General features: G+C 54.4%; 14 protein-coding genes and 1 pseudogene. 10 read left to right on the top strand and 5 right to left on the bottom strand.

Going from position 1 to position 17,277, the window contains the following annotated elements:
* Positions 1-10: 10 nt before the first annotated feature.
* The 6 genes and pseudogenes from kdpC (at position 11) to potE (ending at position 8,096) form a co-directional block, all read left to right on the top strand.
* Positions 11-586 carry a potassium-transporting ATPase subunit KdpC gene (gene kdpC, locus EXW94_RS16495; RefSeq protein ID WP_120159156.1) on the top strand — a complete coding sequence of 192 codons (576 nt, stop codon included), beginning with the start codon at positions 11-13 and terminating at the stop codon, positions 584-586.
* Positions 587-3,275, top strand: a pseudogene (gene kdpD, locus EXW94_RS16490) (two-component system sensor histidine kinase KdpD).
* The gene (gene kdpE / locus EXW94_RS16485; protein ID WP_089598902.1) at positions 3,272-3,949 is read left to right on the top strand and encodes a two-component system response regulator KdpE; all 678 of its coding nucleotides are present in this window, start codon (positions 3,272-3,274) and stop codon (positions 3,947-3,949) included. Before kdpD ends, kdpE begins: the two are co-directional and overlap by 4 nt.
* 278 nt (positions 3,950-4,227) lie before the next feature.
* The gene (gene speFL / locus EXW94_RS16480) at positions 4,228-4,332 is read left to right on the top strand and encodes a leader peptide SpeFL (protein ID WP_003858645.1); all 105 of its coding nucleotides are present in this window, start codon (positions 4,228-4,230) and stop codon (positions 4,330-4,332) included.
* Between the two features lie 255 nt (positions 4,333-4,587).
* Positions 4,588-6,786: an ornithine decarboxylase SpeF gene (gene speF / locus EXW94_RS16475; protein WP_174340557.1), complete on the top strand. Its 2,199-nt coding sequence runs from the start codon at positions 4,588-4,590 to the stop codon at positions 6,784-6,786.
* Positions 6,783-8,096 carry a putrescine-ornithine antiporter gene (gene potE, locus EXW94_RS16470; RefSeq protein ID WP_108415862.1) on the top strand — a complete coding sequence of 438 codons (1,314 nt, stop codon included), beginning with the start codon at positions 6,783-6,785 and terminating at the stop codon, positions 8,094-8,096. The genes speF and potE overlap by 4 nt, the downstream gene beginning before the upstream one ends.
* A gap of 145 nt (positions 8,097-8,241) precedes the next feature.
* Here potE and pgm read toward each other — a convergent pair whose 3' ends face one another.
* Together pgm and seqA are read right to left on the bottom strand one after the other, a co-directional pair.
* A complete protein-coding gene (gene pgm / locus EXW94_RS16465; protein WP_174340556.1) occupies positions 8,242-9,882 on the bottom strand; it encodes a phosphoglucomutase (alpha-D-glucose-1,6-bisphosphate-dependent) in 1,641 nt (546 codons plus the stop codon).
* A 24-nt stretch (positions 9,883-9,906) separates the two neighbouring features.
* On the bottom strand, positions 9,907-10,455 hold the full coding sequence (gene seqA / locus EXW94_RS16460; RefSeq protein WP_010428659.1) for a replication initiation negative regulator SeqA: 549 nt from the start codon (positions 10,453-10,455) through the stop codon (positions 9,907-9,909).
* 183 nt (positions 10,456-10,638) lie between these two features.
* Between seqA and ybfF the strand changes: the two genes are divergently transcribed.
* From ybfF to fur, 4 genes are all read left to right on the top strand, one after another.
* Complete coding sequence (gene ybfF, locus EXW94_RS16455) at positions 10,639-11,412, top strand: esterase (RefSeq protein WP_108415861.1); 774 nt, start codon at positions 10,639-10,641, stop codon at positions 11,410-11,412.
* 128 nt (positions 11,413-11,540) lie between these two features.
* Positions 11,541-11,828 (top strand): LexA regulated protein, encoded by a 288-nt coding sequence (gene ybfE / locus EXW94_RS16450; RefSeq protein ID WP_010428654.1) that lies wholly within the window; start codon positions 11,541-11,543, stop codon positions 11,826-11,828.
* Positions 11,829-11,983: 155 nt separating this feature from the next.
* On the top strand, positions 11,984-12,514 hold the full coding sequence (gene fldA / locus EXW94_RS16445; protein ID WP_089598899.1) for a flavodoxin FldA: 531 nt from the start codon (positions 11,984-11,986) through the stop codon (positions 12,512-12,514).
* Between the two features lie 291 nt (positions 12,515-12,805).
* The gene (fur, locus tag EXW94_RS16435; RefSeq protein ID WP_010428651.1) at positions 12,806-13,252 is read left to right on the top strand and encodes a ferric iron uptake transcriptional regulator; all 447 of its coding nucleotides are present in this window, start codon (positions 12,806-12,808) and stop codon (positions 13,250-13,252) included.
* Positions 13,253-13,356: 104 nt separating this feature from the next.
* Here the strand turns inward: fur and chiQ are convergent, their stop codons facing one another.
* The 3 genes from chiQ to glnS all read right to left on the bottom strand — a co-directional run bounded on the left by chiQ (position 13,357) and on the right by glnS (position 17,242).
* The gene (chiQ, locus tag EXW94_RS16430; protein WP_120159167.1) at positions 13,357-13,683 is read right to left on the bottom strand and encodes a ChiQ/YbfN family lipoprotein; all 327 of its coding nucleotides are present in this window, start codon (positions 13,681-13,683) and stop codon (positions 13,357-13,359) included.
* 47 nt (positions 13,684-13,730) lie between these two features.
* On the bottom strand, positions 13,731-15,128 hold the full coding sequence (gene chiP / locus EXW94_RS16425; RefSeq protein ID WP_120159152.1) for a chitoporin: 1,398 nt from the start codon (positions 15,126-15,128) through the stop codon (positions 13,731-13,733).
* A gap of 446 nt (positions 15,129-15,574) precedes the next feature.
* Positions 15,575-17,242, bottom strand: coding sequence for a glutamine--tRNA ligase (gene glnS / locus EXW94_RS16420; protein WP_010428641.1), 1,668 nt, complete (start codon positions 17,240-17,242; stop codon positions 15,575-15,577).
* Between the last annotated feature and the right edge of the window lie 35 nt (positions 17,243-17,277).

Here is a 17,277-nt window from a genome sequence, read left to right as displayed (position 1 = left end):
GGTGAATCAAATGACGATGTTACGTCCCGCTATACTGTTATTTATTCTGCTGTCTCTTATTACCGGCGGGCTTTACCCGCTGGTGACCACCGCGCTGGGTCAGTGGTGGTTCCAGGACCAGGCTAACGGCTCACAGATTATCCAGAACGGAGAATCCCGCGGTTCACGCCTGATTGGTCAGAACTTTACGGACGCTCGCTACTTCCAGGGCCGCCCTTCCGCCACCGCGGAAAGCCCGTATAATCCGATGGCATCAGGCGGCAGTAACCTGGCGGGCAGCAACCCGGAGCTGGATAAAGCCGTTGCAGAACGCGTTGCCGCCCTGCGCGCCGCCAACCCGCAGGCCAGCCGTGAAGTCCCTGTTGAACTGGTCACCGCCTCTGCCAGCGGGCTGGACTACAGCCTGACGCCACAGGCTGTGGCATGGCAAATTCCGCGCGTGGCTGCGGCCCGTCAGTTAACCATTGAGCAGGTGAGCCAGCTGGTCGCTGAGCATACGCAAAAGCCGCTGGTCAGCTTCATCGGCATGCCGGTAGTGAATATTGTTGAGCTGAATCTGGCGCTGGACGCGCTAAGGAAAAACTAAATGACCGACGAGCCCATGCGCCCGGATCCGGACAGGCTGCTAGAACAGACGGCTGAAGCCCATCGCGGCAAATTGAAAATTTTCTTTGGCGCCTGCGCAGGCGTCGGGAAAACCTTCGCCATGCTGACGGAAGCCCAGCGGCTTCGGGCGCAGGGGCTCGATATTCTCATCGGCGTGGTGGAAACCCATGGCCGTAAAGAGACCGCGGCGCTGTTGAAAGGACTTGCCACACAGCCGCCACGACGTATAAGCCATCGTGGACGGCTGGTCACGGAGTTCGATCTCGATGCCGCCCTCGCCCGCCGTCCTGCACTTATCCTGATGGACGAACTGGCACACAGCAATGCGCCAGGCTCGCGTCATCCGAAACGCTGGCAGGACGTGGAAGAGTTGCTGGAAGCCGGCATCGACGTGTTCACCACCGTTAACGTCCAGCATCTGGAGAGCCTGAACGACGTGGTGAGCGGCGTTACCGGCATTCAGGTGCGAGAGACAGTGCCCGATCCCTTCTTTGACTCCGCCGATGAGGTGGTGCTGGTCGATCTGCCGCCGGACGACCTGCGCCAGCGCCTGCACGAGGGCAAAGTCTACATTGCCGGTCAGGCCGAACGCGCCATCGAACATTTCTTCCGCAAAGGCAACCTGATTGCCCTGCGCGAGCTGGCCCTGCGCCGTACCGCCGACCGCGTTGACGACCAGATGCGCGCCTGGCGCGACCTGCAGGGGCAAGAACGCGTCTGGCACACCCGCGACGCCATTCTGCTGTGCATCGGGCACGGTAGCGGCAATGAGAAACTGATCCGCACCGCCGCGCGGCTTGCAGCGAAATTTGGCAGCGTCTGGCATGCGGTGTATGTCGAAACGCCGCAGCTGCATGCTCTGCCCGAACATCAGCGGCGCGCCATCCTCAGCTCGCTGCGGCTGGCGCAGGAGCTGGGTGCCGAAACCGCCACCCTTTCCGATCCTCAGGAAGATAAAGCCATCCTGCGCTACGCGCGCGAGCATAACCTCGGAAAAATTGTCATTGGTCGTCGCCAGCACCGCCGCTGGTTCAGCCGTGAATCCTTCGCCGATAAGCTGGCCCCGCCGCGCGCCGGACCTGGATCTGGTGATCGTGGCGCTGGATGACAAGCCCACGCCCCTGCCCAACCGTGCGCCGGATGCCCGCGCCTTTGGTGATAAATGGCGGATCCAGATCCGCGGTTGCCTTGTCGCCGTCGTGCTCTGCGCCCTGATTACCGTGATTGCCAGCCAGTGGCTGATCGCCTTCGACGCCGCCAACCTGGTGATGATTTACCTGCTCGGCGTGGTGGTGGTGGCGCTCTTCTACGGACGCTGGCCGTCCGTGCTGGCGACGGTCATCAACGTTGTCAGCTTCGATCTTTTCTTCATTGCCCCGCGCGGAACGCTTGCCGTGTCCGACGTGCAGTACATTCTCACCTTTGGCGTGATGCTCACCGTCGGGCTGGTGATTGGTAATCTGACGGCGGGCGTTCGCTATCAGGCGCGTATTGCACGCTATCGCGAGCAGCGTACGCGCCATCTCTATGAGATGTCCAAATCGCTGGCAGTCGGCCGCACGCCGCTGGATATTGTCCAGACCAGCGAGCAATTTATTCGCTCTACGTTTAACGCCAGTAATCTTATCTTGCTCCCGGACGAGCATGGCACCCTTCGTCCTCTCACCTCAGCCTCCGGCATGACGCCCTGGGATGAAGCCATTGCGCGCTGGAGTTTTGATAAAGGGCTGCCCGCAGGCGCAGGAACGGACACTCTGCCAGGCGTGCCTTATCAGATCCTGCCGCTACGCAGTGCGGATAAAAATCAGGGGCTGGTTATCGTTGAGCCGACCAATCTGCGCCAGCTGATGATCCCCGAACAGCAACGTTTGCTGGAAACCTTCACCCTGCTGGTCGCCAGCGCGCTCGAACGGCTGGCACTCACCGCCAGCGAAGAGCAGGCGCGGCTGGCAAGCGAGCGCGAAAGCATCCGAAATTCATTACTGGCGGCGCTCTCTCACGATCTACGCACCCCTCTCACCGTCCTGTTTGGTCAGTCTGAGATCCTGACGCTGGACCTGGCTGCAGAAGGCTCAAAACATGCGATGCAGGCCAGCGAAATCCGCCAGCATGTGCTAAATACCACGCGGCTGGTGAATAACCTGCTGGATATGGCGCGCATTCAGTCTGGCGGGTTTAACCTCAAAAAAGAGTGGCTCACGCTGGAAGAGGTCGTCGGGAGCGCGCTGAAAATGCTGGAGCCCGGCCTGGGCGGCCGCCATATCGCATTGAACATGCCTGAACCGCTGACGCTAATTCACGTTGATGGCCCCCTGTTCGAGCGTGTGCTGATTAACCTGCTCGAAAATGCCGCTAAATATGCGGGGGCGAAAGCACAGATTGGCATTAATGCCACGGTGAACACACAAACGCTGCAGCTGGAAGTCTGGGATACCGGGCCGGGTATTCCGGTCGGGCAGGAAAAGGCCATTTTCGAAAAATTTTCGCGCGGTAATAAGGAATCCGCGATCCCCGGCGTTGGTCTGGGTCTCGCTATTTGCGAAGCGATTATTGACGTGCATGGCGGCACCATTTCGGCAGAGCACCGTCCGGAAGGCGGCGCACATTTTTGTGTTACACTTCCACTTGATACCCCACCAGAACTTGATGAATTACCAGAGGATTTGTGATTAACGTCCTGATTGTCGAAGATGAGCTCGCCATAAGCCGTTTTCTGCGTACCGCGCTGGAAGCCGACGGCCTGCGCGTTCATGAGGCCGGTACGCTTCAACGGGGGTTAATTGAGGCCGCGACGCGCAAGCCGGACCTGACGATCCTCGATTTGGGGCTACCGGATGGGGATGGCATCGATTTTATCCGAGAGGTTCGTCAGTGGAGCCAAATGCCGATTCTGGTGCTTTCTGCGCGAACGGAAGAAGCGGATAAAATCGCCGCGCTGGATGCAGGTGCAGACGACTATCTTATCAAGCCCTTTGGCATTGGTGAGTTGCAGGCCCGGCTTCGCGTCGCATTGCGTCGTCATAGTGCAACGACGCCTTCCGACCCGGTGTATACCTTCGGTGACATTCAGGTCGATCTTGCCGCTCGACGCATCACCCGGGCAGAAGAAGAGATCCACCTCACGCCTATCGAGTTCCGTCTGCTTGCCGTTTTGCTCAACAATCATGGCAAGGTGCTGACTCAGCGCCAGCTGTTAAGCCAAGTCTGGGGGCCCAATGCCGTCGAGCATAGTCACTATTTACGCATTTATATGGGACACCTTCGTCAAAAACTTGAAGTTGACCCCGCGCGCCCTCGCCATTTATTAACTGAAACCGGTATCGGTTATCGTTTTATGATTTGAATAATTATTCAAATTAATTTCAAATAAAGAAAACCACCTTCCAAAATAGCCGTAAAAATAATCCAACCGTTATTTTACGGATTATTTCCGTCCAATAAAAACACTAAACAAACACAGTATTAACACATCATCAACAAAACAGCATTTTGATCTGCGTTATTCATCAAAAACGACTAATTATTTGTGAAATGATCGGTTAACGGTGATCTCCTTCACAGTTAATCGCCATTTCCTGGATAAAATGACCATGCTTTCAATTACTGAAAGGAAAATGAAACATGGAAAACAACAATCGTTTAATGCCCCATATAAGGCGGACAACACATATCATGATGTTTGCCCACCGAAACTGCTTTGACTTTCATCTCTTTAATGCCCGGTAGTCCTTCGACTTCTGGCGCACTCGCTTACAGGCCGTCCTAAAACACCTTACTTTACAGGCTATTGCCTGTAATCTCGTGCGCTCACTCATCTTGATTCAGACTCATCCGCACCGGGCGGACTGAATTTCAATCATCAAAAAAGCAATTTACTGATTTTAATCAGCGGTCACCCTTTGCTTTTTTTTCCGGTAAATTATCGATTTCTTTCTTGCCAGAAATCGAGGGACACTTATTACCTAAAATAAAGAGAGAAAGATGAAAAATTTAAAAATCGCAGCCAGCCGTGCATGTCCGGATTGCTTTACTACCCAGCGTGAACTGGTGGATGTCCGCGCTTCTGATTATATTGATGTTGCCGCCATTGTTCTGGCAGTCACGGATATTGCCAGCGGTACTCTGGACGAAATAGAAGCCACCGGTTTTGGCATTCCTGTTTTTGTCGCGACGCACAAAGAAGAATTCATTCCGGCAGACTATTTATCGCGCATTCATGGCGTATTTGAGTATTCAGACACCAGCAACGATTTTTATGGACGCCAGCTGGAAGCGGCTGCACTGAAGTACGAAACCCAGCTTCGTCCACCGTTCTTCCGCGCCCTGGTCGATTACGTTAAACAGGGCAACAGCGCGTTCGACTGCCCGGGGCATCAGGGAGGACAGTTCTTCCGCCGTCATCCAGCCGGTAATCAGTTTGTCGACTTCTTTGGTGAGACGCTTTTCCGCTCCGATCTGTGTAATGCTGACGTCGCAATGGGCGATCTGCTCATTCATGAAGGCGCGCCGTGCATCGCCCAACAGCATGCGGCAAAAGTCTTTAATGCCGATAAGACCTACTTCGTGCTGAATGGCACCTCGTCATCCAACAAAGTGGTGCTAAACGCCCTGCTCACGCCGGGCGACCTGGTGCTGTTCGACCGTAACAACCACAAATCTAACCATCACGGTGCCCTCCTCCAGGCTGGCGCAACGCCGGTCTATCTGGAAACCGCGCGCAACCCGTACGGCTTTATTGGCGGCATTGACGCCCACTGCTTTGAAGAAAATTATCTACGCGAGCTGGTGGCAGAGGTGGCGCCTGGCCGTGCACGCGATGCGCGTCCGTTCCGTCTGGCGGTGATCCAGCTGGGTACCTACGATGGCACCATCTATAACGCCCGTCAGGTGGTGGATAAGATTGGGCACCTGTGTGATTACATCCTGTTTGACTCTGCCTGGGTGGGCTACGAGCAGTTTATTCCGATGATGGCCGACTGCTCTCCGCTGCTGCTTGAGCTGAACGAAAACGATCCGGGGATCCTGGTCACCCAGTCAGTGCATAAACAGCAGGCCGGCTTCTCGCAGACTTCGCAAATCCATAAGAAAGACAGCCATATCAAAGGCCAACAGCGCTATGTCCCGCACAAGCGCCTGAATAATGCCTTTATGATGCACGCCTCCACCAGCCCGTTTTATCCGCTGTTCGCTGCGCTGGACATTAACGCCCGTATGCATGAGGGCCAGAGCGGCCGCAACATGTGGATGGACTGCGTGGTGAACGGTATCGAAGCGCGCAAGCTGATCCTGGAGAACTGTCAGTATCTGCGCCCGTTCGTGCCGGAAACGGTGGATGGCCGTCCGTGGGAAAGCTGGGACACGGCGGACATTGCGACCGATCTGCGCTTCTTCCACTTCGTGCCGGGTGAACGCTGGCACGCCTTTGAAGGCTACGCTGAGCACCAGTATTTTATCGACCCATGCAAGCTGCTGCTAACCACGCCGGGCATCAACGCCCGCACCGGGGAATATGAGGACTTCGGCGTGCCCGCCACTATCCTCGCCAACTTCCTGCGTGAAAACGGCATCGTGCCGGAGAAATGCGATCTCAACTCGATCCTGTTCCTGCTCACGCCTGCGGAGGACATGGGAAAACTGCAGCAGCTGGTTGCTCAACTGGTGCGCTTCGAAAAACTGCTCGAGAGCGATGTACCGCTGAAAGAAGTTCTGCCTTCTCTCTACAAACAGCATCCGGAGCGTTACGCCGGTTACACTCTGCGCCAGATCTGCCAGGAGATGCATGACCTGTACGCCCGCCACAACGTGAAACAGCTACAGAAAGAGATGTTCCGCAAGTCTCACTTCCCGCGCGTCATGATGAATCCGCAAGAGGCGAACTATGCCTATCTGCGCGGTGAGGTCGAGCTGGTTTCACTGCGTGACGCAGAAGGCCGTATCGCCGCTGAAGGTGCGCTTCCTTATCCACCGGGGGTGCTGTGCGTTGTGCCGGGTGAAGTCTGGGGCGGTTCTGTACTGCGCTATTTTGCCGCGCTGGAAGAAGGCATCAACCTTCTGCCGGGCTTCGCGCCGGAGCTGCAGGGCGTGTACGTCGAGGAGTGTGACGGTCGAAAACAGGTTCGCTGCTACGTCATTAAACAACCCGCCGCTCAGCCATCTCTGCTGAAAGGAGAAAAATTATGAGCAAGTCCAATAAGATGGGTGTGGTGCAACTCACCATCCTCACCATGGTCAACATGATGGGATCCGGGATTATCATGCTGCCCACCAAGCTCGCAGAAGTGGGTACCATTTCGATTATCTCCTGGCTGGTAACGGCAGTCGGCTCAATGGCGCTGGCGTGGGCGTTTGCCAAGTGCGGGATGTTCAGCCGTAAGTCTGGCGGCATGGGCGGCTATGCCGAATATGCTTTTGGCAAGTCGGGCAACTTTATGGCCAACTATACCTACGGGGTGTCGCTGCTGATCGCCAACGTGGCGATTGCCATCTCTGCGGTGGGCTACGGTACGGAGCTGTTTGGCGCGACGCTCAGCCCGGTACAGATTGGGCTGGCGACCATCGGGGTTCTGTGGATCTGCACCGTGGCTAACTTTGGCGGCGCGCGTATCACCGGACAGCTCAGCAGCATCACCGTCTGGGGCGTGATTATCCCGGTTGTCGGCCTGTGCATCATCGGCTGGTTCTGGTTTAGCCCGACGCTGTACGCCAACTCCTGGAACCCGCACCACGTGCCGTTCTTTACCGCAGTGGGCTCTTCTATCGCCATGACGCTGTGGGCCTTCCTCGGTCTGGAATCCGCCTGCGCGAACGCGGAAGTGGTAGAGAATCCGGAAAAGAACGTGCCGATTGCGGTCCTCGGCGGCACGCTGGGCGCGGCGGTGATCTATATCGTCTCGACTAACGTGATTGCGGGCATCGTACCGAATATGGATCTGGCAAACTCCACGGCGCCGTTCGGGCTGGCTTTCGCGCAGATGTTCACGCCGGAAGTCGGGAAAGTGATTATGGGTCTGATGGTGATGTCCTGCTGCGGTTCCCTTCTCGGCTGGCAGTTCACCATCGCGCAGGTGTTTAAATCCTCCGCAGATGAAGGTTACTTCCCAAAAATCTTCTCCCGCGTAAGCAAAGCCGATGCGCCGGTGCAGGGCATGCTGGCGATTGTCATCTTCCAGAGCGGATTGTCGCTGATGACCATTAGCCCATCGCTGAACAGCCAGTTCAACGTGCTGGTCAACCTGGCGGTTGTGACAAATATCATTCCGTACATTCTGTCGATGGCGGCGCTGGTGATTATTCAGAAAGTCGCGAAGGTTGATCCACGCAAGGCGAAGGTTGCGAACGTAGTGGCATTGATTGGGGCGATTTATAGCTTCTACGCGCTCTACTCATCCGGCCAGGAAGCGATGCTGTATGGCGCGATGGTGACCTTTATGGGCTGGACGCTGTACGGTCTGGTGTCACCGCGGTTTGAATTGAAGAATAAGCATAGTTAAAAAAAAAGCCCGGTGGCGCTAGCGCTTACCGGGCCTACGAGGTCAATGCAAAACGGCAACCCAAGGGTTGCCGTTTTTAATGTTTTCTCCCTCTCCCAGTGGGAGAGGGCCGGGGTGAGGGCATCAGCCCGCACCAGATCACGACTTACGCGTTTTTCAGCACTTCGCTGACAATCTCTACCGCTTCTTTCTCAATCTGCTGACGGTGCTCAGCGCCGAGGAAGCTTTCGCAATAGATTTTATACGCATCTTCCGTACCGGATGGACGCGCAGCGAACCAGCCGTTCTCGGTCATCACTTTCAGACCACCGATAGACGCACCGTTGCCTGGTGCCGCCGTCAGACGCGCGGTTATCGGATCGCCCGCCAGAGTGCTTGCGCTGACCATCTCCGGAGAGAGTTTGGACAGAGCGGCTTTCTGAGCAGAGGACGCTCCAGCCTGAATGCGGTTATAGCTTGGCGCACCAAAACGCTCCGCCAGCGCGTTGTAATGTTCCTGTGGGTTCTTACCGGTAACCGCGGTGATTTCCGCCGCCAGCAGGCACATGATGATGCCGTCTTTATCGGTTGACCATGGCGTGCCGTCGAAGCGCAGGAAGGACGCGCCCGCGCTCTCTTCACCGCCGAAGCCGAAGCTGCCGTCGTGCAGACCGTCAACAAACCACTTGAAGCCCACCGGCACTTCCACCAGCTTGCGGCCCAGCGCCTCGACCACGCGGTCGATCATCGCGGAGGAGACCAGCGTTTTACCAACAGCCACCTCTTTGCCCCACTGCGGGCGATGCTGGAACAGGTAGTTAATTGCGACGGCCAGATAGTGGTTCGGGTTCATCAGCCCGGCAGGGGTGACGATACCGTGACGGTCGTAGTCCGGGTCGTTAGCAAACGCCAGGTCGAATTTATCACGCAGCGCCAGCAGACCCGCCATCGCGCACTCGGAGGAGCAGTCCATGCGGATCGCGCCGTCTTTATCGAGGTGCATAAAGCGGAAGGTCTGATCGACGTGATCGTTCACGATGGTCAGATCCAGCTTGTAGTGCTCTGCAATGCGCTTCCAGTATTCAATACCGGAGCCGCCCAGCGGATCCACGCCCAGCTTCAGACCGGCTTTCTGGATGGCCGCCATATCGACGATATCCGCCAGCCCTTCCACGAACGGCTGAACCAGATCCTGCTCTTTCACATGACCGGACGCCATGGCGGCATCCAGAGAGATACGTTTAACGCCTTTTAGATCGTCGGCTAACAGGGCGTTCGCACGGTCTTCCACCACTTTGGTGACGTTGGTGTCTGCCGGGCCACCGTTAGGCGGGTTGTATTTAATGCCACCGTCGTCTGGCGGGTTATGAGATGGCGTAATGACGATACCGTCAGCCTGAGCGCCACCTTTTTTGTTGTGTACGAGGATTGCGTTAGAGACCGCAGGCGTTGGCGTGAAACCGTTGTTCTCCTGAACAATCACATCCACACCGTTCGCTGCCAGCACTTCCAGTACGGAAATAAACGCCGGTTCAGACAGGGCGTGAGTATCTTTCCCCACGTAGCATGGACCGGTGACGCCATTTTTGGCGCGCTCTTCCGCGATGGCCTGGGCAATGGCCAGAATGTGCGGTTCGTTAAAGCTATGGCGCGCCGCGCTACCGCGGTGACCAGATGTGCCGAACTTCACTGCGTGTTCTGCGTTGCCCACGACCGGCTTCAGCACGTAATACTGCGCGGTCAGTTGAGCGACGTTAATCAAATCGCTTTGTTGTGCAGGTTGGCCTGCACGGCTGTGATTTGCCATTGCCTGGTCCTTTTGATGCAAGGGTTAAATTGTACCGCAAACCTTTTCAATCAATTCCGCCGGGAACTGCATGGACTGCATGATGTGTTCAACCATGCTGCACTTGCGGCCCGTATTGGTATTGGTGATGACCCAGTACGGTGTGCCAGGGACATGTTTAGGTTTGGTTTGATTGCCATTTTGTAACAGCGTCTGTTCGTCGCCCGCGAAATAGACACGGGTGCGACCGTGGAGCGACTCGGTCGCTTCAGCAAACGCTTTGTTATCCAGTGAATGAAGTGTAGACAGCACCAGCATAAAGCGGTTAACCGCCTTTTTCTGCTCTGCGTATTCATCAGACAGCAGCAGTTCACGTACTGCGCGCACTTTATCTTTTGCCGGTATTACGGCAGGTTTTGCTTGTGCAACAACGCTCGGCTGAGACACGACATCTTTTGTGACAGGGGTAGCAGGCTGTGAGGCGGCGGAAATTTTAAGCATACGCCGTAAAATGTCGGACGCGCTCTCCCCGATATGCCGCGTCTGGCTGGCAATAAACTGATAGAGTTCGTCATCAACTTCGATTGTTTTCATCTTAATCCAGTGCGATATCTTATCTGAATACAAGTCGTTGGGATTATAAGGTCAAATCCCAACAGCGGATAGCGTCAAACCCGGCAGGCGGCAAAAGTCAGATTAAACTGGATCCTTGCAGCCGGGCGGCAGAATGGTCAACATGATACCCTAACCTGACATACGTAAAAAAAGAACTTTGCCATGAAATTGAATACCCGAGCGCAATCTGCACAATCGCCGAACAATAATTCTCCCATCGTACTGGTTCACGGGCTGTTTGGTAGCCTCGATAACCTGGGCGTGCTGGCGCGCGATCTGGTTTCCGACCACGATATTTTACAGGTTGATATGCGCAATCACGGTCTTTCCGGGCGTTCCGACGAGATGACCTACGCGGCGATGGCGCAGGATCTGCTGGATACGCTGGATGCACATAACCTGCAGAAGGTAACGCTGATCGGGCATTCCATGGGTGGCAAAGCGGTGATGGCCCTGACGGCGCTTGCGCCAGAGCGTATCAACGGGCTGGTTGTCATTGACGTCGCGCCTGTGGATTACAACGTCCGCCGTCACGATGAGATTTTCGCCGCTATTAATGCGGTCACAGAAGCGGGCGTCGCAACACGCCAACAGGCCGCCGCCGTGATGCGTGAGCATCTGGATGAAGAAGGCGTCGTGCAGTTCCTGCTGAAGTCCTTTGTCGACGGGCAATGGCGTTTTAACGTGCCGGTGCTCTGGGAGCAATACAACAACATCGTGGGCTGGGAAAACGTCTCCGCGTGGCCTCACCCTACCCTCTTTATTCGCGGCGGAAACTCGCCTTACGTTACCGATGCCTACCGCGACACGCTGCTGGCCCAATTCCCGCAGGCTCGCGCCCATGTGATCGCCGGTGCCGGGCACTGGGTTCACGCCGAAAAACCGGACGCCGTGCTGCGCGCCATTCGTCGCTATCTCTCTGATACTGCAAATTGATTAAAAAGAGAGCGACTGGAAGGTTGTGGGCTTCCAGTCGTTGGCGTGCCGTTTTCGGTGATGTATGATGGCGCGCTTATCGCCCGGGCATTAGCAGGGCGGCGTATTTCCCCCGAAGTCTCAGAATCATGGCCAAAGAACAAACGGACCGTACGACACTAGATCTGTTCGCGAATGAGCGTCGACCGGGACGACCGAAAACGAATCCGCTCTCGCGCGATGAACAGCTGCGTATTAATAAACGCAACCAGCTTAAACGCGATAAAAATCGTGGGCTTAAGCGTGTCGAACTGAAGCTGAACGCCGATGCTGTCGATGCACTAAATGAGCTGGCCGAGGCGCGTAACATCAGCCGCAGCGAACTGATTGAAGAGATGTTAATCACCCAACTTGAGACATTGCGCAGCAAGGCATAAGTCTGAAAATCCCCTTTATGACCCTTTTCATGTAGCACAGAGTGCAGTCCTGCGCGATAGCTGTTTCCGCAGGGTTGCCTGTTCTGCTATTATTGCCCTTATCCGTGGACAAATTGCGCCACCATACCATTAAGTTTCAAGAGGTTATTTTACTCATGGCAATCATCGGCATTTTCTTTGGCAGTGATACCGGCAATACCGAAAATATCGCAAAAAACATTCAAAAACAGCTCGGTAAAGACGTTGCCGATGTGCACGACATCGCCAAGAGCAGCAAAGAAGATCTCGAAGGCTATGACATCCTGCTGCTGGGTATACCGACCTGGTACTACGGTGAAGCGCAGTGTGACTGGGACGATTTCTTCCCAACCCTGGAAGAAGTTGACTTCAACGGTAAGCTGGTCGCGCTGTTCGGTTGTGGCGATCAGGAAGATTACGCAGAATACTTCTGTGACGCACTGGGCACCATCCGCGACATCATTGAACCACACGGTGCGGTGATTGTCGGCCACTGGCCAACGGCGGGTTACCACTTTGAAGCCTCTAAAGGCCTGGCAGACGACGACCACTTTGTCGGCCTGGCCATTGACGAAGACCGTCAGCCTGAACTGACCGCTGAACGCGTTGAGAAATGGGTTAAGCAGGTTCGCGAAGAACTGAACCTCGACGACATTCTTAACGCCTGATTTCCCGGTGGCGCAACTCCGGTTGCGCCCGCTTACCAGGTAAGACCGATTAAATTAATTGCTACAAACTTTTAACTTTTTCGTTCAGACCTGTACAATATCCCCCTGGTAAAAAGTGGATGCCATCGAACAAGTTTGTTGGTGATACCACGTTTTTATAAGCATACTTTGCTTGAGACTTGCAGTTTTCATTTAGTCGTGGCAGTTCTATAATGAGACGCATTATCCCAAGTGCATTTTCTGTCACTTCTTCTTTAGAAGTGAATCGTTTAGCAACAGGACAGATTCCGCATGACTGACAACAATACCGCATTAAAGAAGGCTGGCCTGAAAGTAACGCTTCCTCGGTTAAAAATCCTTGAAGTGCTTCAGGGGCCAGACAATCATCATGTCAGTGCGGAAGACCTCTACAAACGTCTTATCGACATGGGTGAAGAGATTGGGCTGGCAACCGTGTATCGTGTGCTGAACCAGTTCGATGACGCGGGCATTGTTACCCGTCATAACTTCGAAGGCGGCAAATCCGTTTTCGAGCTGACCCAGCAGCACCATCACGATCACCTGATCTGCCTCGATTGTGGCAAGGTTATTGAATTCAGCGATGATTCCATCGAATCACGCCAGCGTGAAATCGCCGCTCGTCACGGTATTCGCCTGACCAACCACAGCCTGTATCTGTATGGTCACTGTGCTGAAGGCGATTGCCGTGAAGACGACCACGCGCACGACGCGAAATAATATCGTGTTTATACTCTGAGCCAGCCGTAAGGTTGGCTTTTTTTTTGCCTGTTTTTGGACAAAAAAAAGCCCGGTAAGCGCAGCGCCACCGGGCGTAAAGCAACTTATTTATTGTTACTGCGAATATCGCTCCAGATCTTATCGCAACGCTTCGCCACTTCCTGATCGTTACCGGTTTTACGCGCCTGAATGCAGGCCTGGTAATCCATCACGCGGACGTTTTCCTGCGTCGCAAACTGCTCATGCGCTTTCTCCTTCTTCAGCACGTTCAGCACGCTCTGACAGGCTTCGATTTTCTCCGGCGACCCTTCCGCTGTATTGATACAAGCGCTATAGGCCTCCTTCAGGCGGGAATCTTCTTTTGGTGCCGCTGTCTGAGCACACGCCACCAGCCCTGATGCCAGCAACGCGACGATTACGATTTTTTTCATCATGTGCAGTCTCCATACCGGCGGGACGTTGCCCGCCGGTGTGTTCATCAGAAGATAGTGAATGGCGCGATAACCATGAATTTCACGTCACGTTCATCCTGGAAGATGTTGCCGTAACCGCCCGCGTAGCTTGGGATATCGGAGTGGTTGTCATACTGCGTGAAGTGCAGTTTGAACATCGTGCCTTTCGCGCGGCCATCCTGCAGGGTGTAGATCGCATCCAGGCTGTAAGAAGACTCTTTCAGACGATAGTTTGGATCGTAGTACGCGTCCGGTGTCGCCATATCCGCAGGTTTTGCGTCCCAGGCGTAAGCGTAAGATGCACCCACCGCCCAGCCAGGCAGGTTCCAGTTTTTCAGGTCATACATTGCGCCGAAGAACACCGCTTTTTCGCCGTCGGCGTTGAAGTCAGAGCGGTTATCCCACCAGATATCGAGACGACCGTTAGAGGACGCGTAGGTTGGCGTCATACGCTGCAGGAAATAGCCCTGCTGCCCTTCTGCCTTCACCCATGTTCCTTCCAGACGTAAATCGACCTGGCCCACTTTGTAGCCGAAGGTCAGTGCCTGCAGCCATGCAGTGCCGTCATAGATATCGTTAACGGTACCATTGCTGGCTTTATCACGCGTGCCGTAGAACTGGTAGCTGGTGCTCAGCGGGCTGCCCACAACATCAAATTTGTAGCTGGCTTTAGCAAAATACTGATCGATATACCCTTCCGCCTGACCAAATGCAGCTTCCAGGACCAGGTCGTTTTTAAAGTCGTATTTTGCGCCCAGCGAGTGGAGGTAATCGACTTTGGTTTTCTTATCGTTCTGGTAGAACTTGTCCATCTCAATGTGCCACGGTGCTTTGTACTCGTTGGTCCACATATAGGAGAAGCTCAACGCGCCCGCATCGCCGTAGTCAAAGTTAGCCCCGGCTTCCGCGCCCTGGTAGGTACCCGGCATAAAACTCCAGTGCGGCGCTAACAGCGTTTGACCGGTTGGCTGAATATAGCCCCCACGCGCCCACACCGGGCCGTATTTGAATTTCGCTGCTGCCTTGTACAGGCTGACACCGCTTTTATCGCCAGACCAGTCTTCTTTATACGCTTTGTTACTGGAGGAGAAGGCGATTTCATTCGGGTGTCCGCTGTCGCCGTTTTCAGCCATTTCAATGGCGGTGAAGGCAGCAATATCCAGACCGAACATATCTGCGGCATAGCCTGACTGGAAGTCCAGGTTGGCGTTCCAGGTGGAGTGCGAAAGGTTGGTTTTGTATTTGTCTTCAGTGACGTCTTTACGGTCACGCTCACGCTGCCAGTAATAAATACCGCCCGTGAGGGTAGAATCATCGATGAAACCTTCTGCCTTAGCTTCTGGGGTGATCGCCAGGCTCGACATTGCTGTCACACCGGCGATAGCCAGCGCCAGCGCACTACGTTTGCCACTGAACGTACGCATAGATTATTCCTCTTTGACGAATTAAAACGCCTCAACGGCGAAAATATAAAAGACCAAAAGGTCAGGGGTAGTTAGAAATACCCTCGAATTAACTACCGCCTTTAGGTTATTTTTCGCGACGCGAATTATCAATGCTTTTCCGTGGGCAAAAGTCAGGATTATGACGAAGTGCACATAATTCGTAGTGCTTTGTAACATTTACAGGAGAACGAGGATTGGCGGGGAAATATCAGAAATTTCAGCAGGTAGCGCAGGTATTTGCTGTTTATTTTTCATCCTTTTTGTATTTCGTAAAAATACAAACTTTTTTTAGAAAAATAAGTAGCACCTCATTGACCTGATATTTTAGCGGCTTGTCTTTAAGCCCTGGCTTAATACCATGATCATTAAATAAAAAAAACGCCGCAATAAGCGGCGTTTGTTTCTCCTTGACCAGAGCAGCAATATTATTCGCCGATCTTAGCCCAGGTGTCACGCAGGCCGACGGTACGGTTAAATACCGGTTTTTCTGCGGTGCTGTAACGACTGTCCAGGCAGAAGTAACCTTCACGCTCGAACTGGAACGCTTTACCCGCTTCAGCCGCTTTCAGGGACGGCTCAGCGTAACCCTGCCTGATAACGAGTGATTCCGGGTTAATGGTCGCCAGGAAATCGTCAGCCGCGCCTGGGTTAGGCACGCTGAACAGACGGTCATACAGACGGATCTCAACCGGCAGCGCGTGGGAAGCGCTCACCCAGTGAATAACGCCTTTCACCTTACGGCCATCAGCAGGATCTTTACTCAGCGTTTCTGCATCGTAAGAACAGAAAATGGTGGTGATGTTACCTTCTGCATCTTTCTCAACGCGCTCAGCTTTAATCACGTATGCATTACGCAGACGGACTTCTTTGCCCAGCACCAGACGCTTGTACTGCTTGTTCGCTTCTTCGCGGAAGTCAGCACGATCGATCCAGATTTCGCCGCTGAACGGCACGTCGCGGGTACCCATCTCCGGCTTGCTCGGATGGTTAGGCATAGACACCAGCTCGCTCTCGCCCTGCGGGTAGTTTTCGATAACCAGTTTAACCGGGTCGATCACCGCCATCGCGCGCGGGGCGTTTTCGTTCAGGTCTTCACGGATGCAGGATTCCAGAGAAGCGATTTCAATGGTGTTGTCCTGTTTGGTGACACCGATACGTTTGCAGAACTCGCGAATTGACGCAGAGGTGTAGCCACGACGACGCAGACCGGAGATGGTCGGCATACGCGGGTCATCCCAGCCTTCAACGTGCTTGTCGGTGACCAGCAGGTTCAGCTTACGCTTGGACATCACGGTGTATTCCAGGTTCAGACGAGAGAACTCGTACTGACGCGGATGCACAGGAATGGTGATGTTATCCAGCACCCAGTCGTACAGACGGCGGTTGTCCTGGAACTCCAGCGTACACAGAGAGTGCGTAATACCTTCCAGCGCATCGCTGATGCAGTGGGTGAAGTCGTACATCGGGTAGATGCACCACTTGTTACCGGTCTGGTGGTGTTCCGCAAACTTAATGCGGTACAACACCGGATCGCGCATCACGATGAACGGAGAGGCCATGTCGATTTTGGCACGCAGACACGCTTTGCCTTCTTCGAAGCCACCGGCACGCATTTTTTCAAACAGTGCCAGGTTCTCTTCTACGCTGCGATCGCGGTATGGGCTGTTTTTGCCCGGTGCGGTCAGCGAGCCGCGGTATTCACGGATTTCGTCAGCAGAGAGTTCATCCACATACGCCAGACCTTTGTTGATAAGCTCTACAGCGTAGGCGTACAGCTGATCGAAATAATCAGAGGAGTAGCAGATATCGCCAGACCAGCTGAAGCCCAGCCATTGCACGTCGTTCTTGATGGACTCAACGTATTCGATGTCTTCTTTTACTGGGTTGGTGTCATCGAAACGCAGGTTGCACTGGCCCTGATAATCTTGCGCAATACCAAAGTTCAGGCAGATAGATTTTGCATGCCCAATATGCAGGTAGCCGTTCGGCTCCGGCGGGAAGCGGGTATGAATTGTGGTGTGCTTACCACTGGCCAGATCTTCATCGATGATCTGACGAATAAAGTTACTCGGGCGGGCTTCTGCCTCACTCATCGTGGATTCCTCAAAGCGTAAACAACGTATAACGG

It is taken from the genome of Enterobacter sp. JMULE2 (assembly GCF_013337145.1).
Taxonomy (GTDB): domain Bacteria; phylum Pseudomonadota; class Gammaproteobacteria; order Enterobacterales; family Enterobacteriaceae; genus Enterobacter; species Enterobacter mori.
The sequence above is the reverse complement of the archived record's forward strand: the minus strand, read 5'-3'. Positions and strand labels throughout refer to the sequence as shown.